The organism is Rhodococcus sp. NCIMB 12038 (assembly GCF_002165735.1).
In the GTDB taxonomy this organism is placed as follows: Bacteria; Actinomycetota; Actinomycetes; order Mycobacteriales; family Mycobacteriaceae; genus Rhodococcus_F.
Genome location: NZ_NHML01000017.1, coordinates 191,290 through 213,889, shown reverse-complemented (window position 1 = coordinate 213,889; position 22,600 = coordinate 191,290). Strand labels below are relative to the sequence as shown.

Annotated in this window: 23 protein-coding genes; 6 read left to right on the top strand and 17 right to left on the bottom strand. The window is 69.6% G+C overall.

Annotated elements, in window-relative coordinates; genetic code table 11:
* Positions 1–125: 125 nt before the first annotated feature.
* A complete protein-coding gene (locus tag CA951_RS26090) occupies positions 126–770 on the top strand; it encodes a hypothetical protein (RefSeq protein ID WP_256974072.1) in 645 nt (214 codons plus the stop codon).
* A gap of 7 nt (positions 771–777) precedes the next feature.
* On the opposite strand, the gene CA951_RS26085 is transcribed toward CA951_RS26090, so the two are convergent.
* A complete protein-coding gene (locus tag CA951_RS26085; protein WP_087559621.1) occupies positions 778–2,169 on the bottom strand; it encodes a glycine--tRNA ligase in 1,392 nt (463 codons plus the stop codon).
* A 234-nt stretch (positions 2,170–2,403) separates the two neighbouring features.
* Here CA951_RS26085 and CA951_RS26080 point away from each other — a divergent pair, with 234 nt between their 5' ends.
* Positions 2,404–2,748, top strand: coding sequence for a helix-turn-helix transcriptional regulator (locus CA951_RS26080; RefSeq protein ID WP_087559582.1), 345 nt, complete (start codon positions 2,404–2,406; stop codon positions 2,746–2,748).
* Positions 2,749–2,753: 5 nt separating this feature from the next.
* Positions 2,754–3,179, top strand: a complete 426-nt coding sequence (locus CA951_RS26075) for a Fur family transcriptional regulator (protein WP_087559581.1) — start codon at positions 2,754–2,756, stop codon at positions 3,177–3,179.
* Between the two features lie 3 nt (positions 3,180–3,182).
* On the opposite strand, the gene CA951_RS26070 is transcribed toward CA951_RS26075, so the two are convergent.
* From CA951_RS26070 to CA951_RS26025, 10 genes are all read right to left on the bottom strand, one after another.
* A complete protein-coding gene (locus CA951_RS26070) occupies positions 3,183–3,584 on the bottom strand; it encodes a hypothetical protein (RefSeq protein ID WP_087559580.1) in 402 nt (133 codons plus the stop codon).
* Positions 3,581–4,390 carry an isoprenyl transferase gene (locus tag CA951_RS26065; RefSeq protein WP_087559579.1) on the bottom strand — a complete coding sequence of 270 codons (810 nt, stop codon included), beginning with the start codon at positions 4,388–4,390 and terminating at the stop codon, positions 3,581–3,583. The genes CA951_RS26070 and CA951_RS26065 overlap by 4 nt, the downstream gene beginning before the upstream one ends.
* Positions 4,356–5,171: a DNA repair protein RecO gene (gene recO / locus CA951_RS26060; RefSeq protein ID WP_087559578.1), complete on the bottom strand. Its 816-nt coding sequence runs from the start codon at positions 5,169–5,171 to the stop codon at positions 4,356–4,358. The genes CA951_RS26065 and recO overlap by 35 nt, the downstream gene beginning before the upstream one ends.
* 55 nt (positions 5,172–5,226) lie before the next feature.
* The gene (locus tag CA951_RS26055) at positions 5,227–5,907 is read right to left on the bottom strand and encodes a response regulator (protein ID WP_012688186.1); all 681 of its coding nucleotides are present in this window, start codon (positions 5,905–5,907) and stop codon (positions 5,227–5,229) included.
* A complete protein-coding gene (locus CA951_RS26050) occupies positions 5,904–8,426 on the bottom strand; it encodes a sensor histidine kinase KdpD (RefSeq protein ID WP_087559577.1) in 2,523 nt (840 codons plus the stop codon). Before CA951_RS26050 ends, CA951_RS26055 begins: the two co-directional genes overlap by 4 nt.
* A gap of 7 nt (positions 8,427–8,433) precedes the next feature.
* Positions 8,434–9,084 carry a potassium-transporting ATPase subunit C gene (locus tag CA951_RS26045; protein WP_087559576.1) on the bottom strand — a complete coding sequence of 217 codons (651 nt, stop codon included), beginning with the start codon at positions 9,082–9,084 and terminating at the stop codon, positions 8,434–8,436.
* Positions 9,085–9,090: 6 nt separating this feature from the next.
* Entirely contained in the window at positions 9,091–11,193 is a 2,103-nt protein-coding gene (gene kdpB / locus CA951_RS26040) for a potassium-transporting ATPase subunit KdpB (protein WP_087559575.1), read from the bottom strand.
* Complete coding sequence (kdpA, locus tag CA951_RS26035) at positions 11,190–12,875, bottom strand: potassium-transporting ATPase subunit KdpA (protein WP_087559574.1); 1,686 nt, start codon at positions 12,873–12,875, stop codon at positions 11,190–11,192. Before kdpA ends, kdpB begins: the two co-directional genes overlap by 4 nt.
* A complete protein-coding gene (kdpF, locus tag CA951_RS26030) occupies positions 12,875–12,973 on the bottom strand; it encodes a K(+)-transporting ATPase subunit F (protein ID WP_087559573.1) in 99 nt (32 codons plus the stop codon). Before kdpF ends, kdpA begins: the two co-directional genes overlap by 1 nt.
* Positions 12,974–13,214: 241 nt before the next feature.
* A complete protein-coding gene (locus CA951_RS26025; protein WP_087559572.1) occupies positions 13,215–13,844 on the bottom strand; it encodes a pyridoxamine 5'-phosphate oxidase family protein in 630 nt (209 codons plus the stop codon).
* Between the two features lie 77 nt (positions 13,845–13,921).
* Between CA951_RS26025 and CA951_RS26020 the strand changes: the two genes are divergently transcribed.
* Genes CA951_RS26020 through CA951_RS26010 form a run of 3 tightly spaced genes read left to right on the top strand, consistent with a single transcriptional unit; the run spans position 13,922 to position 17,430 of the window.
* Entirely contained in the window at positions 13,922–15,370 is a 1,449-nt protein-coding gene (locus CA951_RS26020) for a PLP-dependent aminotransferase family protein (RefSeq protein WP_087559571.1), read from the top strand.
* Positions 15,371–15,409: 39 nt separating this feature from the next.
* The gene (locus tag CA951_RS26015; protein WP_087559570.1) at positions 15,410–16,855 is read left to right on the top strand and encodes an amidase; all 1,446 of its coding nucleotides are present in this window, start codon (positions 15,410–15,412) and stop codon (positions 16,853–16,855) included.
* A 2-nt stretch (positions 16,856–16,857) separates the two neighbouring features.
* Positions 16,858–17,430 (top strand): TetR/AcrR family transcriptional regulator, encoded by a 573-nt coding sequence (locus CA951_RS26010; protein ID WP_087559620.1) that lies wholly within the window; start codon positions 16,858–16,860, stop codon positions 17,428–17,430.
* Positions 17,431–17,473: 43 nt separating this feature from the next.
* Here the strand turns inward: CA951_RS26010 and era are convergent, their stop codons facing one another.
* From era to CA951_RS25980, 6 genes are all read right to left on the bottom strand, one after another.
* Positions 17,474–18,391, bottom strand: coding sequence for a GTPase Era (gene era / locus CA951_RS26005; protein ID WP_087559569.1), 918 nt, complete (start codon positions 18,389–18,391; stop codon positions 17,474–17,476).
* A complete protein-coding gene (locus CA951_RS26000) occupies positions 18,384–18,716 on the bottom strand; it encodes a cytidine deaminase (protein ID WP_087559568.1) in 333 nt (110 codons plus the stop codon). Before CA951_RS26000 ends, era begins: the two co-directional genes overlap by 8 nt.
* Positions 18,709–20,028, bottom strand: a complete 1,320-nt coding sequence (locus CA951_RS25995) for a hemolysin family protein (RefSeq protein WP_087559567.1) — start codon at positions 20,026–20,028, stop codon at positions 18,709–18,711. The genes CA951_RS26000 and CA951_RS25995 overlap by 8 nt, the downstream gene beginning before the upstream one ends.
* Positions 20,029–20,049: 21 nt before the next feature.
* Entirely contained in the window at positions 20,050–20,592 is a 543-nt protein-coding gene (ybeY, locus tag CA951_RS25990) for an rRNA maturation RNase YbeY (protein ID WP_087559566.1), read from the bottom strand.
* Between the two features lie 36 nt (positions 20,593–20,628).
* A complete protein-coding gene (locus tag CA951_RS25985) occupies positions 20,629–21,702 on the bottom strand; it encodes a PhoH family protein (RefSeq protein WP_087559565.1) in 1,074 nt (357 codons plus the stop codon).
* A gap of 108 nt (positions 21,703–21,810) precedes the next feature.
* Positions 21,811–22,476 carry a TetR/AcrR family transcriptional regulator gene (locus CA951_RS25980; RefSeq protein ID WP_087559564.1) on the bottom strand — a complete coding sequence of 222 codons (666 nt, stop codon included), beginning with the start codon at positions 22,474–22,476 and terminating at the stop codon, positions 21,811–21,813.
* Between the last annotated feature and the right edge of the window lie 124 nt (positions 22,477–22,600).

Genomic DNA, 22,600 nt, shown 5'->3' with positions numbered 1-22,600 from the left:
CGGGCGGGCGAGACACCGGGGACGAGCCGGCGATCCCGCTGTCGGCGGAGGCGTACCGCAGCCGGGAGGACGACGCGGCGGGCGGCCGGATCCACGTGCGGATCGCGAATACCGGCGGCGAGCCCGTGACCGTGACATCCGTGGCGCTGGACAGCCCGGGCTTCGAGGCGGCGCCCGAGACCGGGCGGGTCGTCGAACTCGGCCCCGGCAACCGGATCGACGTCGAGGCCGAGTACGGCGCCGTCCGCTGCGACACCCGGCCGGACCCGGCGTACGCCGTGATCGGGGTCGCCGATCAGGGCGCGTCGCCCGTGCGGGTGCCGCTCGCCACCCCGTACGACGTCCTCGGCCGCATCCACGACGGAGACTGCGCCGCAGAGGAACTGGCGCGGGCCGTCCCGGTGACGCTGATCCCTGCGGCGGCGCCGCCGGAGCCGGCCGCTCCCCTCCCCGCTCGGCTCGTCGTGAGCCGGGGAACGGCGTCAGGTGACGTCCGGGTCGACGAGATCGGCGGCAGCGTCCTGTATGCCCTGCGTGGGGCGCTGCCCGCCACCATGCGGGCGGACGAGGACCGGCTGAGCGTCGACATCACGATCGACGCGGCACGCTGCGACCCACACGCACTCGCGGAAGCGAAGAAGCCCTTCGTCTTTCCGCTGTGGATCGCGGTCGGCTCCTCGGCACCGGAATACTCGCGTATCCCGGTGTCCGCGGAGAACCGCCGAATCCTGACGAACTATCTGACCACCACCTGCGACGCGCGCAGGTGACCGCGGATCAGGAACCGATGAGGCGCTGCGCCAGGTAGCCCTCGACCTGGTCGAGCGCGACCCGCTCCTGGGCCATGGAGTCGCGCTCACGCACGGTCACGGCGTGATCCTCGAGGGTGTCGAAGTCCACGGTGATGCAGAACGGCGTGCCGATCTCGTCCTGACGGCGGTAGCGGCGGCCGATCGCGCCTGCGTCGTCGAACTCGACGTTCCAGTGCTGGCGGAGCGTCGCGGCGAGATCTTTGGCCTTCGGCGTCAGGTCCGCGTTACGCGACAGCGGCAGCACCGCGGCCTTCACCGGGGCGAGACGACGGTCCAGGCGCAGCACGGTGCGCTTGTCGACGCCACCCTTCGCGTTCGGCGCCTCGTCCTCGGTGTACGCGTCGACGAGGAACGCCATCAGCGAACGCGTCAGACCGGCCGCCGGCTCGATGACGTACGGCGTGTACCGCTCACCGGAGGCCTGGTCGTAGTAGTTGAGGTCGGTGCCCGAGTACTTCGAGTGGGTCGACAGGTCGAAGTCGGTGCGGTTGGCCACACCCTCGAGCTCGCCCCATTCGCTGCCTTGGAAGTGGAAGCGGTACTCGATGTCGACGGTGCGCTTGGAGTAGTGCGACAGCTTGTCCTGCGCGTGCTCGTACAGCCGCAGGTTGTCCTTGTTGATGCCGAGGCCGGTGTACCAGTCCATGCGGTAGTCGATCCAGTACTGGTGCCACTCTTCGTCTTCGCCGGGCTTGACGAAGAATTCCATCTCCATCTGCTCGAACTCGCGGGTGCGGAAGATGAAGTTGCCGGGAGTGATCTCGTTGCGGAAGCTCTTGCCGATCTGGCCGATGCCGAACGGCGGCTTCTTGCGCGACGTGGTGAGCACGTTCGCGAAGTTCACGAAGATGCCCTGCGCGGTCTCCGGGCGGAGGTAGTGCATGCCCTCTTCGCTCTCGACCGGGCCGAGGTACGTCTTGAGCATCATGTTGAAGTCGCGGGGCTCGGTCCACTGACCGACGGTGCCGCAGTCGGGGCAGCCCACGACGTCCATGGGGACGTCGTCCGGGTTGTCGAGGCCCTTCTTCTCTGCGTACGCCTCCTGCAGGTGGTCCTGACGGTGACGCTTGTGACAGTTCAGGCACTCGACGAGCGGGTCGTTGAACACGCCGACGTGACCCGACGCCACCCAGACCTCGCGCGGCAGGATCACCGAGGAGTCGAGGCCGACGACGTCCTCGCGGCTGGTGACCATGTTGCGCCACCACTGCTTCTTGATGTTCTCCTTGAGCTCGACGCCCAAGGGGCCGTAGTCCCAGGCCGACTTCGTGCCTCCGTAGATCTCACCGCACGGGTAGACCAGGCCACGACGCTTGGCGAGATTGACGACGGTTTCGACTTTGGACTTCGGTGCCACTCGGGTGCTCTCCATCTGGGTAATAGATGCATGGTTCACGTGCGCTTTTCGGATCCCAGCCTATCTGCCCGATCGCGGTCGGTTCACCCCGCCGGTTGACATGCGTATTCGTGCATATCAAAATGGAATCGATTTGCAATAAGATGGGGTGTTCCTCCCGGGGCCGACGGCCACGCGGCCACGGTCCCGTCCATTGTCCGGCACACCTGTCCGGCACACCGAAGGAGATCACTGGTGAGCGTCGTCGATCCCGGGGATCTGCATCCGTTCGAGGCGGCGCCGCCCGCACCCGTGCCGTCGAAGGAGACACTGACGGCGGCAGGCGACATCCTGCGCGCCCTCGCGGCCCCCGTCCGCATCGCGATCGTCCTCCAACTCCGCGAATCCGAGCGCTGCGTACACGAACTCGTCGGGGCACTCGGCGTCACCCAGCCACTGATCAGCCAGCATCTTCGCGTGCTCAAGGCCGCGGGCGTCGTACGCGGCGAACGCACCGGACGTGAGGTCCTCTACCGCCTGGTGGACGACCACCTCGCCCACATCGTCGTGGACGCCGTCGCGCACGCCGAGGAAGGATAGAAGCCTTGACCCAGAACACCGGCCAGCGCAAACCCGTCGTCGTGGGAGTCCGCGCCACCAAGCAGCGCAGCGCCATCTCCGCACTCCTCGACGACATCGAGGAGTTCCGGTCGGCGCAGGAACTGCACGACGAACTCCGCAAGCGCGGCGAGGGCATCGGGCTCACCACCGTCTACCGCACCCTGCAGACCCTCGCCGACGCAGGCACCGTCGACGTCCTGCGGACCGACACCGGCGAATCGGTGTACCGGCGCTGTTCCTCCGGACACCACCATCACCTGGTCTGCCGCGCGTGCGGCTACACCGTCGAGGTCGAGGGGCCGACCGTCGAGCAGTGGTCGCAGTCGATCGCCGACGCGCACGGTTTCTCCGACGTCAGCCACACCATCGAGATCTTCGGCGTGTGCAAGGACTGCAGCGCGCCGCGGTAGGCATCAGGGGATCAGGCCCTGCCGGGCGGTGTCTGCGCCGCTCAGCACGAGAAGCAGCATCGTGGTCAGCGCCTCGTCCCCCAACCCGGCGGCGGGGAACGTGTACCGCAGGATGACGTCCGCGAGCCGGCCGTGACCGAACACCGCGATCGAGCCGAACTGCAACGCGCCGTTGCGCTCCGCGACCTTCTTGTGCAGCGCGGCGCTGACCGGACGATCCCAGGCCAGCACGCACGTCATCGACAGCACGTCGAGGCCGTCGGTGAGGGTCATCGCACTGATCGAGCACAGCGCCCCGGCGTATTCGAAGCTCAGCGAGCCGTCGTCCGCCCGGGCGACGGTGGCGAAGTGCTCCAGTGCGTCCGCTGTCCGCCCGAGCAGTGCGGGTGCTCCGTCGACGGTCATTTCACGCCACCGAACCGGCGGTCGCGCGACGCGTATTCGACGCACGCCGCCCACAGGTCGCGACGGTCGAAATCGGGAAACAGCTTCTCCTGGTACACCATCTCGGCGTAGGCCGACTGCCAGATCAGGAAGTTGGACGTGCGCTGCTCGCCGGACGGCCGGAGGAACAAGTCGACGTCCGGCATGTCCGGCTCGTCGAGATAGCGGGCGACGGTCGCCTCGGTGATCTTCTCCGGGTCGAGCTGACCCGCCGCGACCCGCCTGCCGATCTCCTTCACCGCGTCGGCGATCTCCGCGCGGCCGCCGTAGTTGACGCACATGGTCAGGTTCATGACCGTGTTGTGCTTCGTCAGCTCCTCGGCGATCTCGAGTTCCTTGATGACGCTGCGCCACAGCTTGGGCCTGCGACCGGCCCACCGCACCCGCACCCCCATCTCGTGCATCTCGTCACGGCGGCGGCGGATCACGTCGCGGTTGAAGCCCATCAGGAAGCGCACCTCCTCGGGGCTGCGTTTCCAGTTCTCGGTGGAGAACGCGTATGCCGACAGCCATTCGACGCCCATCTCGATGCACCCGCAGACGGCGTCCATCAACACGGCCTCGCCGCGTTCGTGGCCTGCGGTCCTGGGCAGTCCCCGCTCCTGCGCCCAGCGGCCGTTGCCGTCCATCACCAGCGCGATGTGCCGGGGCACGAGTTCGGGTTGCAGGCCCGGCGGGCGGGCGCCCGAGGGATGCGGGTCCGGCGGCCGGATCTGGCGCTCGGCCCCGGAATTATGCGGAGCTCGGGGTTCGCGTCGTCGAATCACGGTCCCCATCCTGCCTGACCGAATCCTCCGCCCCTACCGCCGCATGCGGTCGTGCGCGTTCGATCAGCGGGAGGGTGCGGAGTTGCCGTTCGAGGTGCCATTGCAGATGCGCCGCGACCAGACCGCTGGCCTGCCCCCGCAACGACTCGGGCACCTGCTCGGTGCTCGCCCAGTCGCCGCGGAACAGGGCGTCCATCAGGTCGAGGACACCCGGTGACGGGGTGGCGGCGCCCGGCGGCCGGCACTGGACGCACACCGCTCCCCCGGCGGCCACGTGGAATGCCCGGTGCGGGCCGGGTGCGCTGCACCGCGCGCAGTCGTCGAGGGCAGGAGCCCACCCCGCAAAACCCATGGCCCGCAACAGGAAGGCGTCGAGGATCAGCTCGCACGGCCGGTGGTGTTCCGCGACGGCCCGCAGCGCCCCGACCGTCAGGCGGTGCAGTTGCAGCGCCGGGGCCCGTTCCTCCCCGGCGAGCCGCTCGGCGGTTTCGAGGATCGCGCACGCCGTGGTGTACCGGGAGTAGTCGTCGACGATGTCGGTCGCGAACGCGTCGACCGTCTGGACCTGGGTGACGATGTCGAGGTTGCGGCCCGGGTAGAGCTGCACGTCGATGTGCGCGAACGGCTCGAGCCGGGCGCCGAACTTGGATTTCGTGCGGCGCACGCCCTTGGCCACCGCGCGCACCAGACCGTGCTGCCGGGTGAGGAGGGTGACGATACGGTCGGCCTCGCCCAGCTTGTGCTGGCGCAGGACCACCGCATTGTCTCGATACAACCTCACCGGTCCAGTCTCCCACGCCCGGGCGGCGACGGTCCGCAGGCTGAGCCGCCGGGCCTCACACCTGGAACCGGTACCCCATTCCGGCCTCGGTGATGAGGTGACGCGGGTGCGACGGGTCGTCCTCGAGCTTGCGCCGCAACTGCGCCAGGTACACCCGCAGGTAATGCGTCTCGGTGGCGTACGCCGGGCCCCACACCTCCCGGAGCAGTTCCTTCTGCCCCACCAGCTTGCCCTTGTTACGCACGAGCATCTCGAGCATCCCCCACTCCGTCGGCGTCAGGTGCACCTCGGCCCCCGCCCGCCGCACCGTCTTCGCCGCCAGGTCGACCGTGAACGAATCCGTCTCCACCACAGGTTCGCTCGTGTCGACGGCCGTCGTCGCGCGGCGGGCCGCGGCCCGCACCCGGGCCAGGAACTCGTCCATCCCGAACGGCTTGGTGACGTAGTCGTCGGCGCCCGCGTCCAGTGCGTCCACCTTGTCCGCGGAATCGGTGCGGGCCGACAGCACGATCACCGGCGCCGGACACCAGCCGCGCAGGCCCGCGAGCACCTCGGTGCCGTCCATGTCGGGCAACCCGAGGTCGAGCACGATCACATCCGGCGGTCGCTCGGCCGCGGCGCGCAGTGCGGCGGCCCCGGATGCGGCCGTCACCACGTCGTATCCGCGCACACTGAGATTGATCCGCAGGGCGCGGAGGATCTGCGGTTCGTCGTCGACGACGAGGATTCTCGTCATGGGTGCTCCCCTCCCGCTCCGGCCAGTTCCACCACCATCGTCAGACCACCACCGGGGGTGTCGGTGGCGCTGATGGTGCCGCCCATCGCGTCGACGAAACCGCGGACGACGGACAGCCCGAGCCCGACTCCCGTGGTCGTGTCGCGGTCCCCCAGCCGCTGGAACGGGGCGAACATCTCCTCCGCCCGCCCCCGCGGAATTCCCGGGCCCGTGTCGGCGACGGTGACGACGGCGCGGTCTCCCACCGCCGCCGCACCGACCCGGATCACGGAGTCCTCACCGTAGCGGAGTGCGTTGTCGATCAGATTCGCGAGCACCCGCTCGAGCAGGCCCGAATCCGCCATCGCCGCGACCGTCCCGACGTCGACCTCCACCCGTTCGCGGGCCCGGGTCCCGGTCCGGCCGCCGATTCCCAGCCCCACCAGCGCCCGGTGCACCACCTCGTCGAGATACACGGGGCGCAGCGTCGGGGTCACCACCCCCGCCGCGAGCCGCGACGAGTCGAGCAGGTTGCCGACGAGGGAGGTCAGGACGTCGGCCGATTCCTCGATGGTCGCGAGCAGTTCGGCGGTGTCCTCCGGGGAGAAGTCGACGTCGTCGCTGCGCAGGCTGGACGCGGCGGCCTTGACCGCGGCCAGCGGGGTCCGGAGGTCGTGGCTGACGGCGGACAGCAGCGACCGCCGCAGCCGGTCGGCCTCGGCCAGCGCCTGCGCCTGCCCCGCCTCCTGCGCGAGTTCCGCCTGGCGGATCATCCCCACGGCCTGGTTCGCGACGGCGAGCAGCACGCGGCGGTCCCGGGCGCGCAGTTCGCTCCCGCGCAGGGCGAGCGCGTACTCCCCTTCCCCCACCTCGCAGACCGTGTCGGCGTCGTCGACGCTCGCCGGCGGATTCGGACCGACGGATCCCACGAGACCGCGGTCCCGGTGCAGGACGCTCACCGACTCCTGACCGTACGTCTCGCGCACCTTCTCGAGCAGCGTGCCGAGATCGGCTCCCCGCAGCACCGATCCGGCGAACAGCGCCAGCAACTCGGCCTCCTGCGACGCCCGCCGGGCCTCCCGCGACCGCTTGGCGGCCGCGTCGACCAGGACGGCGACGGCGACGGCGACCACGAGCAGCACGACGGTGGTGATGAAGTTGTCCGGCTCCGCGATGGTGAAGCTGTGCACCGGCGGCGTGAAGAAGTAGTTGAGGAACAGACCCGAGATCAGCGCGGAGAAGGCCGCAGGTGCGACACCGCCGAGCAGCGAGACGAGCAGCACCACGATGAAGAACAGTGCGCCCTCACCGCTCAATCCGAGCCAGCGGTCGACGGCGCTCATCACCAGGGTGGCGACGGACGGAACGAGGACCGCGGCGATCCAGGCGATCGCCGTGCGGGACCGCGTACCCACCGGCGACAACCGCCTCGGCCGCTGGGATTCGCCGTGCGTGACCATGTGCACGTCGATCGACCCGGACTGTTGCACCACGCTCGCGCCGATGCCCTCGTCGAGGATGCGCGCCCATCTCGAGCGTCTCGACGTCCCGAGCACCAGCTGGGTGGCGTTCGCGGTCCGGGCGAAGTCGAGGAGTGTGGTCGGGACGTCGTCGCCGACGACGCTGTGCAGGCTCGCCCCGATACTCGCGGCAATCGTCCGCACCTTGCCCATCTCCGGGGCCGAAACGCCGGCGAGGCCGTCGCCGCGCACTACGTGCACGACGATCAGCTCGGCGCTGGACCTCGACGCGATCCGGCCTGCGCGCCGGACGAGTGTCTCCGATTCCGGTCCGCCCGTCACCGCGACCACCACCCGTTCCCGAGCCTCCCACGTGTCGGTGATCTTGTTCTCCGCGCGATATTTCGCGAGTGCGGCGTCGACCTGATCGGCGACCCACAGCAACGCCAGTTCGCGGAGTGCGGTGAGGTTCCCTGTCCGGAAGTAGTTGCTCAACGCGGCATCGACCTTCTCCGCGGCGTAGATGTTGCCGTGGGACAGCCTGCGGCGCAGCGCTTCCGGGGTGATGTCCACCAGCTCCACCTGGGTGGCGGCGCGCACCACCTCGTCGGGGACCGTCTCCTGCTGCACCACACCGGTGATCCGCTGGACCACGTCGCCCAGGCTTTCGAGGTGCTGGACGTTCAGCGTCGTCAGGACGTCGATGCCCGCGGCGAGGAGTATCTCGACGTCCTGCCAGCGTTTCTCGTGGACACTGCCCGGGGTGTTCGTGTGCGCGAGTTCGTCCACGAGCACCAGCGCCGGCCTGCGCGCCAGCACGGCCTCGACGTCCAGTTCGCGGCCGAAGGTGCCGCGGTAGGCGATGACCTTCGGCGGAATCAGTTCGAGGTCACCGAGTTGCGCCGCCGTGCGGTCGCGTCCGTGGGTTTCCACCACGGCCGCGACGACGTCACACCCCCGCTCGCGGCGGCGGTGCGCCTCGCCGAGCATCGCGAACGTCTTCCCGACCCCCGGTGCGGCACCGAGATAGATGCGCAGTTCGCCGCGCCGGCGTTCGCCTTCGGGTCCGGTACCACTCACCTCGCCATCATCCACCAGCTGTCGGGGCGGTGCACCGAGGTGAGGTCAGGCCGAGGGCGAGATTCAACTCGAGGACGTTCACCCGCTGCTCGCCGAGGAACCCGAGTTGCCTTCCCTCGGTGTTCTCGTCGACCAGCTGCCGGACCCGGCTCTCACGGAGGCCGTTCACCTGCGCGACCCTCGGCACCTGCAACGCGGCGTACGCGGGGCTGATGTGCGGGTCGATGCCCGAACCCGATCCGGTGACCACGTCCGCCGGAACGGCCTCGGGCTGCACGCCCTCGCGGGTGGCGATCGCGTTCCGGCGCTCGGTGACGAACGCGGCCAGGATCTCGCTGCTCGGTCCCTGGTTGGTGGGCAGCGCGGTGGCGGGGTCGCCCGGTGCGAACGGATCCTGTTCGGCCACCGACCCGGTGACCCGGTTGTGGAAGAACGGGTCCGGCTCCCCCGCCGGCACCTGCGGGTCGACACCGACCCACCGGCTCCCGACGACGCACCCGGTGGTGTCGCGGACCGGCGAACCCTCGGCCGCGCCTGCGCCGATCCGGCTCACCCCCCACACCGCGGCCGGATAGAGCACGCCGAGAACGGCGGTGAGTGCGAGCAGGACCAGGAGTCCGGCCCAGGTCTGCCGGAGCAGTCCGAGGAGAAAACGCATGGAAACTCACCCAATTCCGGGAATGAGACGGACGACGAGGTCGATGAGCCAGATACCGGCGAACGGTGTGATCACACCGCCGAGGCCGTAGATCAGCAGGTTGCGGCCCAGCAGTGTCGACGCCGACGACGGCCGGTAGCGAACACCTTTCAGCGACAACGGGATCAGGGCCACGATCACGACGGCGTTGAAGATCACCGCCGAGAGGATGGCCGATCCCGGTGTGGCCAGCCGCATGATGTTCAGCGTGTCCAGCTGCGGATAGATGACGCTGAACAACGCGGGGAGGATGGCGAAGTACTTGGCCAGGTCGTTGGCGAGCGAGAATGTGGTCAGCGCCCCGCGGGTGATGAGCAGCTGCTTGCCGATCTCCACCACTTCGATGAGCTTGGTGGGATCGGAATCGAGATCCACCATGTTCCCGGCTTCTTTCGCCGCGGACGTGCCGGTGTTCATCGCCACCCCGACGTCCGCCTGGGCCAGGGCCGGGGCGTCGTTGGTGCCGTCCCCGGTCATCGCGACGAGCCGTCCGCCCTCCTGTTCCTTGCGGATCAGCGCGAGTTTGTCCTCGGGTGTCGCCTCCGCCATGAAGTCGTCGACACCGGCCTCCGCCGCGATCGCCTTGGCGGTAAGCGGATTGTCGCCGGTGATCATCACCGTGCGGATTCCCATCGCCCGCAGTTCCGCGAACCGCTCGGCGATGCCCGGTTTCACCACGTCCGACAGTGCGATCACGCCGAGCACCGTCGGCGCATCTGCGTGAGCGGAGGCCACCACGAGGGGTGTTCCGCCTGCCTGCGCGATCTCGTTCACCGCGCCGGTGACCGCGGGCGTCGTGTGACCGCCGAGCGCCCGCACCCAGGTCAGCACCGCGTCGCTGGCGCCCTTGCGGATGCGGGTGCCGTCGATGTCGAGCCCGCTCATCCGGGTCTGCGCCGTGAACGGCACGAACTCCGCCGCTCTCTCCGCCTCCGACGGCGCGACATCCAGCCCGAAGTCCCGGGCGCACAGGTCCACGATGCTGCGGCCCTCGGGGGTGCCGTCCGCGAGGCTGGACAGCCGTGCCGCCGTGGCCAGCTCGAGCGCGGACACTCCCGGTGCGGGATGCAGGGCGGTGGCCTGCCGGTTGCCGAACGTGATGGTGCCGGTCTTGTCCATCAGCAGGGTGTCGATGTCGCCGGCGGCCTCCACCGCCCGCCCCGACATCGCCAGGACGTTGCGCTGCACCAGCCGGTCCATTCCGGCGATGCCGATGGCCGACAGCAGGGCGCCGATCGTGGTGGGGATCAGGCACACCAGCAGCGCGATCAGTTTGATCGGATCCTGCTCCTGCCCCGCGTACAGGCCCATCGGGCCGATCGCGACGACGGCCAGCAGGAAGATGATCGTCAGCGACGCCAGCAGGATGTTCAGCGCGATCTCGTTCGGCGTCTTCTGCCGCGCCGCCCCCTCCACGAGGGCGATCATCCGGTCCACGAACGACTGCCCGGGGGCCGCGGTGACGCGGACGACGATCCGGTCGGACAGTACGGTCGTGCCGCCGGTGACGGCGCACCGGTCGCCGCCGGATTCGCGGACGACGGGCGCGGACTCGCCGGTGATGGCCGACTCGTCCACGGTGGCGATGCCCTCGACGACGTCGCCGTCGCCCGGGATCACCTCACCGGCGACGACGACCACGCGGTCACCGACGACGAGGTCGGTGCCCGGCACCGATTCCAGAGCGCCGCTCGCCGCGACCCGGTGGGCGACCGTGTCCTGCTTCACCTTCCGCAGGCTTGCCGCCTGCGCCTTGCCCCGCCCCTCCGCGACCGACTCGGCGAGATTCGCGAACAGGACGGTGAACCACAGCCAGGCGGTGACCGCCCAGGAGAACAACGACGGGTCGGCGACGGCCATGACGGTGGTGACGACGGAACCGGCGAACACCACGAACATCACCGGGTTGCGGGCGAGGTGCCGCGGGTCGAGTTTGCGCAGCGCGCCCGGCAGCGCCGTCACCAGCTGGGCGGGGCTGAAGATCCCGGCCTTGACGGGCGCCGGAGCGTGGCCGCCGTCCGGCGTCGTCGCCGGGTCGGTCGCCGGACGACTGGTCACGTTCACACTCACTGCAGAGCCTCCGCGATCGGTCCCAGCGCGAGGGCCGGGAAGAATGTCAACGCCGCGACGAGCACGACGGTGCCGGTGAGCAGCCCGGTGAACATCGGGCCCGTCGTCGGCAGGGTGCCGGCGCCCGCGGCCGTCTTCTTCTGCGACGCCAGGGATCCGGCGAGCGCGAGGACGAAGAGGATCGGCAGGAACCGGCCGAACAGCATGCACACCCCGAGCGCGGCCTGGAACCAGTCGCTCGTGACCGTCAGCCCGCCGAACGCGCTGCCGTTGTTGTTCGACGCCGACGCGAACGCATACAGCACCTCCGAGAATCCGTGGATCGATCCGGGACTGCCGGGGTCGCCGCTGTTGCCCTGGTAACCGGTGGTCGAGGACAGGATCACGGTGATTCCCGTTCCGATCAGGACCAGCGCGGGCATCACCAGCACCGACAGTGCCGCGAGGGTGATCTCCCGTTGCCGTAGTTTCTTGCCGAGGTACTCGGGTGTGCGGCCGACGAGGAGTCCGCCGACGAAGACGGCGATCAGAGCGAGGACGAGAATGCCGTAGAGCCCGGTGCCCACACCGCCGGGCGCGATCTCCCCGAGCAGCATGTTCAGCAGCACGGCCCCGCCACCGAGCGGCGACAGGCTGTCGTGGGCGGAATTCACCGCGCCCGTGGACGTTCCCGTGGTGCTCACGGCGAACAGTGCGGTGCCCGGAATGCCGAAGCGGACTTCCTTGCCTTCCATCATCGCGCCTGCCGCGGTGGCGGCGACGCCGCGTCGTCCCGATTCGGCGGCGAGGGTGACGGCGAGCAGTGACCCCCACAGGATGCCCATCACGGCCAGCAGCGTCAGACCTTGTTTGCGATCGCCGACCATGGTGCCGAACGTGCGGGTGAGGGACACCGGGATCAGCAGGATCGCGAGGATCTCGACGATGTTGCTGACCGGGGTGGGGTTCTCGAACGGGTGTGCCGAGTTGGCGGCGAGGATGCCGCCGCCGTTGGTGCCGAGTTCCTTGATCGCCTCCTGCGAGGCGACGGGCGCCAGCGCGTTGGTGACGGCCCTGCCGTCCAGGCCGGTGGATTCGAAGCCCGTGTGGAACGACTGGATCACGCCCTGGCTCAACAGAATCAACGCGATGACAAACGAGAACGGCAGCAGGATCCGCAGACTGCCGCGGGTGAGGTCCACCCAGAAGTTGCCGATCTCACCGCCGCGGGCCACGCGGACGAACCCGCGGATCAGCGCGACCGCGACGGCCATGCCGACCGCCGCGGACACGAAGTTCTGCACGGCGAGTCCGACCGGCTGGGTCAGGTTGCCCATCGTGGTCTCGGGGGCGTAGGACTGCCAGTTGGTGTTGGTCACGAACGACACGGCCGTGTTGAACGCGACCGCGGGGCTGACCCCGGACAGGTCGCCGGACAGCGGCAGCACGCCCTGAATGCGTTGCAGGACATACAGGAAGAGCACGTCGGCCATCGAGAAGCCCAGCACGCTGCCTGCGTAGCCGTACCAGGTCTGCTCCGTGTGGGGGTTGATGCGGCACAGGCGGTACAGCACGGATTCGATCCGCAGGTGCCTGCGTGATTCGTACACGCGGGCCATGTAGTCGCCCACCGGCACGTACAGCACTGCGAGGACCGCGATCACGAACGCGATCTGCAGGCCGGCCGCGAGGGCGGGCGTCATCAGAACCGCTCCGGGTCGATGAGCGCGACCAGCAGATACACGACGAGCGCCGCCGCGATCGCGACGAGGGCGACAGCGAGTGTTCCGGCGGCGGTCATTTCACGCGTCCGGTCTGCAGGGCCCGGAGAACGAGCGCGCAACAGGCGAACCCGCCGAGCACGAGCGCAACGTAGGCCACGTCGGCCATGTGAGGATCCCTCTTCGTACTGATCCTGCGGTTCAGCGCAGGCATGACACCCCACGGTTGCGGGGTGTCATGCCAGCATCGCGCCGGATCCGGGCGACAGAGGCCTCGCTGACGAAGCGCTTACGGGACGACCACGGCTCTTGACGCTTTCCTTACGCGGTCCGGGTCAGCCGCGACACGGACGCGGGCACGGGTGTGCCGGTCGCCACCCACGGCGCAGGGACGGGCGCACCGGCGACCGATCGCACGGGGACGACGCCGGCCCACGCACTGCTCGCCTCGGCGGGTTCGCCCGGCGGCGCGTCCCGCACCTTGACGGTCCACTGCCCCGGCGTGATCGGGAGGGCGAGGGCCAGCGTCGCGGCGAGTTCCTTGCGCCGGTGTCCCCGGACCTCCCTGCTGCGACCGGGGATCAGCACGTCCGACAGCGCGTCCAGGGCGCCGGCGGATTCGTCCTGGTCCAGCGTCACGAGATTGCCGCGGACCACCGCGGATCGGTAGTTGGCCGACGAGTCGAACAGCGTGTCCGCGACGACGATTCCGTCGAGCATCGCGACGCACAGCACCGCGGGCGCGCCTGCCGCCACCTGCCGCAGCGCACCGGCGCCGGTGGAACCGTGCAGCAGGATCCTGTCGCCGTCGCGGGCGTAGAGCATCGGCACCGCCCAGGGCAGGCCGTCGACGACGGTGGCGAGGGTGCCCATCGGCGCGGCGTCGAGGACGGCGTCGAGTTGCGCTCGTTCGGTTCGGGCACGGTCCGGGTATCTCTTGATCTTGTCCACGAGACCATCCTCAACCCCATGTGGACCAGCCTCCAGATCCACAATCGCACATATCGGCAGACCAGTATTGTGGGTCCATGCCCCGGATCAGCCCCGAACTGCACCTGACGTTGCGGCTCCCCGACACCGACGCACCGCTTCGGCACCGCATCGCGGAGTCGATCCTCGACGAGATCCGAGGCGGCCGTCTGCGGCCCGGCGACCCGCTGCCCTCCACGCGGGCGCTCGCCGGCCACCTGACGGTCGCGCGGGCGTCGGTGGTCGACGCGTACGACGAACTCTGCTCGTCCGGATACGCGAACGCCCGCGCCGGTTCCGGCACCCGGATCGCGCCAGGTGCCGACGTGGCGGCCCGCGCGCACGTCGCCTCGCACGCGATCACGCACAGGTCGGAGCGGGCGTCGCAGGCCGTGCCCGCGACACCGGAGGCGCGGTGGGACCTCACCCCGGGCCACCCCGACCCCGGCCTGATCTCGACCACCGACTGGCGCCGGGCATGGCGGTCGGCCGCCGCCGCCCCGGTGACGTCCGACGTTCCGGGCCCTGACGGACACCCGGAATTGCGGCGCGCCCTCGCGGGGCATCTGCGCCGCACCCGGGGCATCGCGGCACGGCCCGACGAACTCGTCATCGTTCCGGGAGTGGGCTCCGCGCTCCGGACCCTCGTCGCCGCGGCCGGGCTGAGCGGCCGCGACGTGGTGTTCGAGGAGCCCGGCTACACCCGGGCCCGCCGGGACCTCGAGTCCTTGGGCTCCCGGACACGCTGCGTGCCCGTGGACGACGACGGCCTCGATCCCGCACTGCTGCGCAGCACCGACGCGGCGGCCTATTGCACGCCCGCCCACCAGTACCCGATGGGGGCCCGGATGCCGGTGGGCCGCAGGGCCCGGCTCGTCGCCGACGCCGCGGCGTCGGGAACGCTGATCATCGAGGACGACTACGACGGCGAGTTCCGCTACGACGTCTCGGCGTTGCCCGCCCTGCGCAGCATCGACCGCGGGCCCGACTGCGTGGCCTACGTGGGCACCGCGTCGAAGATCCTCACTCCCGCGATCCGGGTGGCGTGGGTGATCGCCCCACCGGCGCTGCGGCCGGGGATCGTCCGGGCGCTGGACACGACCGGCGAGGCCTGCTGCGCGATCACGGCCCTCGCGCTGGCGCATTTCATCGACTCGGGTGCGTTGTCGCGGCACCTCGCCCGCGCGTCCCGCACGTATGCGGCCCGCCGGTGCGCGTTCGTCGCCGGTCTGCATCAGCAACTGTCCGCGGTCGGCACGGACGGCGTCGGGGTCGCCGGCATCGACGCCGGTCTCCATGTCGTCCTGACACTGCCGCGCTCGGTCGACGACGTCGCCCTCTCGGCGGAACTGCAGGACCACGGGGTGACGGTGCCGAGCCTCGCCGACTACCGCACCACGCCGGGCGGACCCCGGGGACTGGTTTGCGGGTACGCCCGGCTGCCCGAATCTCAGGCGCGCGGCGCCGCCGGGGTGATCGGAGAGGTGGTCCGCCCGCACCTCCGCTGATACTGTTCGTTCGAACGAACAGTCACGGGGAGGGGCGAGATGAGCACGGGACAACTGGGCAGTGAACAGCGGCACGACGAGGAAGGCGACCGGGCACCGGGACTCGTCGAACAGGTGAACGCCCTGGTCTCCGGCGACACCACGTCGGTCGCGGCCACCCGCGCCGCACTCGACCGCATCGACGCGAGCCAGCCGACGCTCAACGCGTTCAAGGTGGTCCGCCGGAACAAGGCACTGGCCGAGGCCGCCGAAGCCGACCGCCGGATCGCCGCCGGTGAACGCCTCCCGCTCCTCGGTGTCCCGATCGCCGTCAAGGACGACGTCGACGTGGCCGGGGAGCCCACCGCGTTCGGCTGCCCGGGCGACTTCCCGCCCGCGGCGCGGGACTCCGAGATGGTGCGGCGACTGCGCGCCGCCGGTGCCGTCGTCGTCGGCAAGACCAACAGCCCCGAACTGGGGCAGTGGCCGCTCACCGGCGGACCCGCCTTCGGTCACACCCGCAACCCGTGGAACGGCGACCACACCCCGGGCGGGTCGTCCGGGGGCGCCGCGGCGGCCGTGTCCGCCGGCCTCGTGTCCGCCGCGATCGGCTCCGACGGCGCCGGTTCCATCCGCATCCCCGCCGCGTGGACCAACCTCGTCGGAATCAAACCGCAACGCGGCCGCATCTCCACCTGGCCCGCCGCCGAGGCGTTCTACGGTCTCACCGTCAACGGACCGCTGGCTCGGACGGTCGCCGACGCCGCCCTGCTCCTCGACGTCGCGGCAGGACCGCACGACGGCGACACTCACACCCCGCCACCGGTCACCGTCAGCGACGCCGTCGGCCGCGATCCCGGGCCGCTGCGCATTGCGCTGTCGCTGCGGATCCCCTTCACCGCCACCCCCACGACACTGCACCCCGAGGTGCGTCGGGGCGTCGCGCGGATCGCCGATGCGCTGCGCGGGCTCGGGCACCGCGTCGTGGTGGACGACCCCGACTACGGAATCATGTTCGGGCTCGGTTTCCTCCCCCGGTCGATGGTCGGCATCGACGACTGGATGCGGAAGGTCCCCGACCCGGCGCTCGTCGATCCCCGCACGAAGGGCAACGCCCGGACCGGGCGGCTGTTGCGCGGGGCCCCGCTGCGCGCCGCCCGGGCGGCCGAGCCGAGGATGCGGCGACGCGTCGGCGCCATCTTCGACGAGTACGACCTCGTCCTCGCCCCCACCACTGCCACTCCCCCGCCGAGGGTCGAGGGGATCGAGGGCATCGGTTCGTGGGCCACGGACAAGGTGATCACCGCGGTCTGCCCGTACGCGTGGCCGTGGAACGTGCTGGGCTGGCCGAGCGTGAACGTCCCGGCCGGGTTCACGTCCGGAAACCTGCCGATCGGCGCCCAGCTGATGGGGCACGACAACGCCGAGCCGCTCCTGGTTTCGGTTGCGGCCCAACTCGAGTCGGTGCTCCGGTGGGATCTGGAACGTCCCGGGAAGTGGTGGTGACCGTGGCGTCGACGGACGTCCGTGACCGGATCCTCGCGGCGGCGCTGCACATAGTCGGCACGGAAGGCATTCCCGGCGTGACCAATCGGCGGATCGCGGCGCAGGCCGGGGTGTCGCTCGGCTCCATCACGTACCACTTCCCCACGCAGACGGACCTGCTGCGCGCCGCGCTGTCGGGGTTCGTGACGGAGGAGACGCAGCGGCTGTCGGAGCTGGCGGAGGGGTACCGGGACAAGGGGCTGAGCTTCGAGGACGTCGCCGCCCTGACGGAGAAGGTCGCGAAGGATCTGGCGTTCTCCGCCGAGCGGATCGCCCCGTTCGAGCTGTACATCCAGGCGGGCCGCGATCACGAACTCCGTCAGGCCGCCGCCGAATGTTTCGCCGCGTACGACGAATTGACGGTGACGATCCTCACCGCCCTCGGTGTCCCCGACGCGGCGTCCGTCGCCCCGACGGTCGTGGCGACCATCGCCGGCCTGCAGTTGCGGAGGCTCGCCACCGGCAGCGACGGGGAGCACGATTTCGCGGCGTCGGTGCTGCTGCTCCTCCGGGCCGCCGGCCCCGTGAGCGGCTGACGAGTCCCTGGACTCGCTGACCACGCACGGGCGGCGGAGCCGCCTAGAACCCCAGCCTGCCGAGCTGTTTCGGGTCGCGCTGCCAGTCCTTGGCGACCTTCACGTGCAGTTCGAGGAAGATCTTCGTGCCGAGCAGTTTCTCGATCTGCAGCCGCGCCTTGGTCCCCACGTCGCGGAGGCGGGCGCCGCCCTTGCCGATCACGATGCCCTTCTGCGACGGCCGCTCGACGTACAGCAGCGCGTGCACGTTGAGCAGTTCGCCCTGCTTCTCGGTGCGGCCCTCGCGGGGGATGATCTCCTCGATGACCACGGCCAGCGAGTGCGGCAGTTCGTCGCCGAGCCCCTCGAGAGCGGCCTCGCGAATGAGTTCGGCCATCAGCGTCTCTTCGGGTTCGTCGGTGAGTTCGCCGTCCGGGTAGAACGCCGGCCCCTCCTCCATCTTCGACGCGAGGACGTCGACCAGCACCTCCACCTGCTCGCCGGACGCGGCGGACACCGGCACGACGTCCGTCTCCGGCCCGAGGAGCTTGGAGACGGCCAGCAACTGCTGCCCGACCATGTCCTTGCTGACCTTGTCGATCTTCGTGACGATGCCGACGAGCGTGGTCTTCGGGGCGATCTGCCGGACCTGCTGCACGATCCACCGGTCGCCGGGGCCGATCTTCTCGTCCGCCGGGATGCACAGACAGATGACGTCGACCTCGGAGTAGGTGTCGCGCACGAGGTCGTTGAGGCGCTGGCCGAGGAGCGTCCGCGGCCGGTGCAGCCCCGGGGTGTCGACGAGGATCAGCTGCGCGTGGTCGCGGTGCACGATGCCGCGGATGGTGTGCCGGGTGGTCTGCGGCCGCGAGGACGTGATCGCGATCTTGCTGCCCACCAGCGCGTTGGTCAGCGTGGACTTGCCCGTGTTGGGCCGTCCGACGAAACAGACAAATCCGGAACGGAATTCGGGTTTACTCATGTTGCTCCTCGATCACGGATCCATCGGTTCGCGCGAAGACGACGGCCGCCTGCGCACTGACTTCGTGTAGCGCGGCGATGCCCGGGTCGTCCGGGTTCCCGCCGATCACGGCTGCCGCCTCGAAACCCTCGGCACCACTCGACACCGCCGCCGCGAGGGCCGCCTGCAACGCGGTCAGCGACAGCGCCGTCAACGCGACCGCGCCGGCCGCGTAGGTGCGGCCGTCGAGGTCGCGGACGGCGGCGCCCTGGCCACTTCCGGTGCGGCCGAACGCTCCTCGCGCGAGCACGATCAGTTTCGCGTCCTCGGCGTCCAGTTCAGTCATCGTCGCCCTCCCGTTCACGGTCGTTGACGTCGTCGTCCTCGTCGATCGGTGCGCGTTGCACGAAGACCGTGCTGATCCGCACCCGCCCACGCACGTCGGGCGAACCCTCACCGCGCAGGACGAGACCGTGCGAGACGACCTCCGATCCCGGGAGCGGCACCCTGCCGAGTTCGTATCCGATGAGCCCACCGACTGTTTCGACTTCGTCGTTCTCCACCTCGATGCCGAACAGTTCACCGAGATCCTCGATCGGCAGCCGCGCGGACACCCGGTACATGCCGTCGCCGAGGTCCTCGACGGGCGGGGTCTCGTCCTGGTCGTATTCGTCGGCGATCTCCCCGACGATCTCCTCGATGACGTCCTCGATGGTGACCAGGCCTGCGATGCCGCCGTATTCGTCGACCAGCACGGCCATGTGGTTGCGGTCGCGCTGCATCTCGGCGAGCAGGCTGTCGAGGGGTTTGGAATCGGGCACGAACACGGCCGGCCGCATCACGTCGCCGACGAGGACACTGCGTCCACCGTCGCGGGAGTGGTACGTCTGCTGCACGAGGTCCTTGAGGTAGACCACGCCGAGGACGTCGTCGACGTTCTCCCCGATCACGGGGATCCGCGAATGTCCGCTGCGGACGGCCAGCGACGTCGCCTGCCCCGCGCTCTTGTCGTTCTCGATCCACACCATCTCGGTGCGCGGCACCATCACCTCGCGGGCAGAGGTGTCGCCGAGTTCGAACACGGACTGGATCATCCGGCGTTCCTCGTCGGCGACGACGCCGCGTTCCTGCGCCATGTCGACGAGTTCGCGCAATTCGATCTCGGACGCGAAGGGGCCGTTGCGGAATCCCTTACCCGGGGTGATCGCGTTACCGATCAGGATGAGCAGGCGGCTGATCGGGCCGAGCAGGGTTCCGATGACCTGCAGGGGAAGCGACGTGATCAACGCGATCGTGTACGCGTGCTGGCGGCCGAGCGTGCGCGGGCCGACCCCGATCACCACGTAGTCGACGAGCACCATGATGACGGCGGTGAACGTGAGCGCCCACACGGGTTCGAGGAGGTCGGACAGGCCACCGACGAGCACCACCGTCGCCGTGATCTCGCACAGGATGCGCAGCAGCACCATGAGATTCACGTAGCGGGGGCGATCCGACAGGATGCGGAGCACCCGGGTGGCGCCGGGGCGATCCTCCTTCGCCATCTCCTCGATGCGCGCAGACGAGATCGTGTTGAGCGCGGAATCGACGGCGGCGAAGACACCACCGAGAGGGACGAGGACGATCGCGAGGACGATCAGCGCGATGGCGCTACTCACAGAAGACCCTTCACGTGGCGGTTACTGATCCGGGGCGTCGAAGAAGCCGGCCTTGCCGAGCAGCTTCTGGTCCCGGGCAGCGAGCGCGGCGTCCCGTTCGGCCTGGCGCAGATCCTCGTACCAGTCGTCGAGCAACTGGTTCTGCAGGCCGAACATCTCCTTCTCCTCCTCCGGTTCGGCGTGGTCGTAGCCGAGAAGGTGAAGCACACCGTGCACGGTGAGCAGAGCGAGTTCGTGGGCTAGCGGATGACCGGCCTTGTCGGCCTGGTCGGCGGCGAAGGACGGGCACAGCACGATGTCGCCGAGCATCGACGGTCCCGGCTCGGGTGAATCCGGGCGGCCGCCGGGCTCGAGCTCGTCCATCGGGAACGACATCACGTCGGTGGGACCGGGCAGGTCCATCCACCGCATGTGGAGGTCGGCCATGGTGGCCGAGTCCACGAGGACCATCGACAACTCGGCCGCGGGGTGCACGTCCATCCTCGCGATCACGAAGCGGGCAACGCTGATCAGCTCCTCTTCGGAGACGTCCATGCCCGATTCGTTCGAGACTTCGATGCTCATGTGTGTCGCTTCCTCCTGGTTCCGGCGACACTCACCCTACCGTCGTGGAGAACGCGAGTGCGCCGCTCTCCGCTGTGCGCGGTTCCCGAGCTCGACCTTGCCGTCCCGGTCCGCCTCGAAACGCTCGTACGCGTCGACGATGTCGGACACCAGCCGGTGCCGGACCACGTCGCTGCTGTTGAGTTCGGCGAAGTAGATGTCGTCGATGTCACCGAGGATCTCGGTGGCCGCGCGGAGCCCGGACCGGGCGCCGCCCGGAAGGTCCACCTGCGTGACGTCGCCGGTGACGACGACCTTGGAACCGAAGCCGAGGCGGGTGAGGAACATCTTCATCTGCTCGGCGGTGGTGTTCTGCGCCTCGTCGAGGATGATGAACGCGTCGTTGAGCGTGCGTCCGCGCATATAGGCGAGCGGCGCCACCTCGATGACACCCGATTGCATCAGCTTCGGGATGGCCTCGGGGTCCATCATGTCGTGCAGGGCGTCGTGCAGCGGCCGCAGGTACGGATCGATCTTCTCGTGCAGCGTGCCGGGCAGGAAGCCGAGCCGCTCCCCCGCCTCGACCGCGGGGCGGGTGAGGATGATCCGCGACACCTGCTTGGTCTGCAGGGCCTGCACCGCCTTCGCCATGGCGAGGTACGTCTTGCCGGTGCCCGCCGGCCCGATGCCGAACACGATGGTGTTGGCATCGATCGCGTCGACGTACCGCTTCTGGTTCAGCGTCTTCGGCCGGATCGTCTTGCCGCGGCGCGACAGGATGTCGAGGGTGAGGACCTCGGCGGGCGAATCGCTCAGGCCCTGCGTGAGCATGCCGACCGTGCGGCGCACCGCGTCGGGGGTCAGCGGCTGCCCGCGGCCGACGATGGCGCTCAGTTCGGCGATGACCCGCTCGGCGAGCGCGACGTCACCGGGCCGTCCCGTCAACGTGACGGCGTTGCCGCGTACATGGATGTCTGCGTCCAGGACCCGTTCGAGAGCGCGCAGATTCTCGTCGGAAGAACCGAGGAGAGGCGGGACCGTTTCGGGTGGGAGATCGATACTCGAACGCACGGTGCGTTCCGCCGGACGCGTGGCGCCGAACGTCTCGCCGTTCTGGTCTTGTTCGCTCACGTGAGGGATATGGCCTTCTTCCGGGTTCCTGGTCGGTCACGACGGTCGTCGCGATGAAGGAAGTCTATCGCTCGCAGGTCACAGCGCCCACTCGTTTACGCGACGCCGTCACCGATCCGCGACGTCCGGATTCTCGCGCAGCCACCGGCGCGCCTCGTCCACGACGCGGGCGCCCTCGGCCGGAATCAAGCCGAGCACCGCGAGGTACGCGACGGCGAACGACTCGCCCGAATCCTGCACTGCGCCGGAATTCGCCTGGTCCAGCAGGGTGATCGTCATCGCTTCCGCGAGGGCCACCAGCACCGTCGACGGCAGGTAGGACGCGAACACCCCCGACTGCCGGCCACGCTCGACCACCCGCACGTCCCGGTCGCGGACCACCCCGAGGAGGTCGTGGATGCGCTGCTCGCCGAGTTCGCGACGGGCGAACGACAGCAGCATGCGAAAGCGGTCGCCGATCGGCCACGTTCGCAGCGCCATCACGGCGACCGCGAGGTCGGGACGCTCCGGCTGCCGCGCCTCGTCCCCCATGGCGACCACGAGGGCGGCGGAGGCCTCGTCGGCGATGCCCTCGACGAGCGCCTCGCGGCTGGGGAAATGAGCGTAGACGGTGCGGCGCACGACCCCGGCGGCCCGCGCGACGTCGTCCATGCTCGCGTCCGGGTCGGCGATGAAGGCGGCGACTGCGGCGTCGAGAATTCGCGCCCGGTTGGCGCGCGCGTGACTTCGGCGGGTCTTCCCGGGGTCACCGGGCGACTTCGTCGGGACAGACACGGGCGGAACTCCCTCGCTGGTTGGTGTGATCTACGCCAATCGTACTTGCACACTGGTGTGCAAGTAGCTAACTTACACATCACTGTGCAATTAACTGCGCCGATCCGATCGAGCACAACCCCAG

Bases quoted from the DNA above. Each gene is read 5' to 3' on its own strand.
- CA951_RS26015 (WP_087559570.1), top strand. From the start codon at position 15,410: ATGAGCACGGGACAACTGGGCAGTGAACAGCGGCACGACGAGGAAGGC.
- CA951_RS26000 (WP_087559568.1), bottom strand. From the start codon at position 18,716: ATGACTGAACTGGACGCCGAGGACGCGAAACTGATCGTGCTCGCGCGA.
- kdpA (WP_087559574.1), bottom strand. From the start codon at position 12,875: ATGACGCCCGCCCTCGCGGCCGGCCTGCAGATCGCGTTCGTGATCGCG.
- CA951_RS26070 (WP_087559580.1), bottom strand. From the start codon at position 3,584: ATGACCGTCGACGGAGCACCCGCACTGCTCGGGCGGACAGCGGACGCA.
- CA951_RS26020 (WP_087559571.1), top strand. From the start codon at position 13,922: ATGCCCCGGATCAGCCCCGAACTGCACCTGACGTTGCGGCTCCCCGAC.
- kdpF (WP_087559573.1), bottom strand. From the start codon at position 12,973: ATGACCGCCGCCGGAACACTCGCTGTCGCCCTCGTCGCGATCGCGGCG.
- CA951_RS26045 (WP_087559576.1), bottom strand. From the start codon at position 9,084: ATGCGTTTTCTCCTCGGACTGCTCCGGCAGACCTGGGCCGGACTCCTG.
- ybeY (WP_087559566.1), bottom strand. From the start codon at position 20,592: ATGAGCATCGAAGTCTCGAACGAATCGGGCATGGACGTCTCCGAAGAG.
- era (WP_087559569.1), bottom strand. From the start codon at position 18,391: ATGAGTAAACCCGAATTCCGTTCCGGATTTGTCTGTTTCGTCGGACGG.
- CA951_RS26055 (WP_012688186.1), bottom strand. From the start codon at position 5,907: ATGACGAGAATCCTCGTCGTCGACGACGAACCGCAGATCCTCCGCGCC.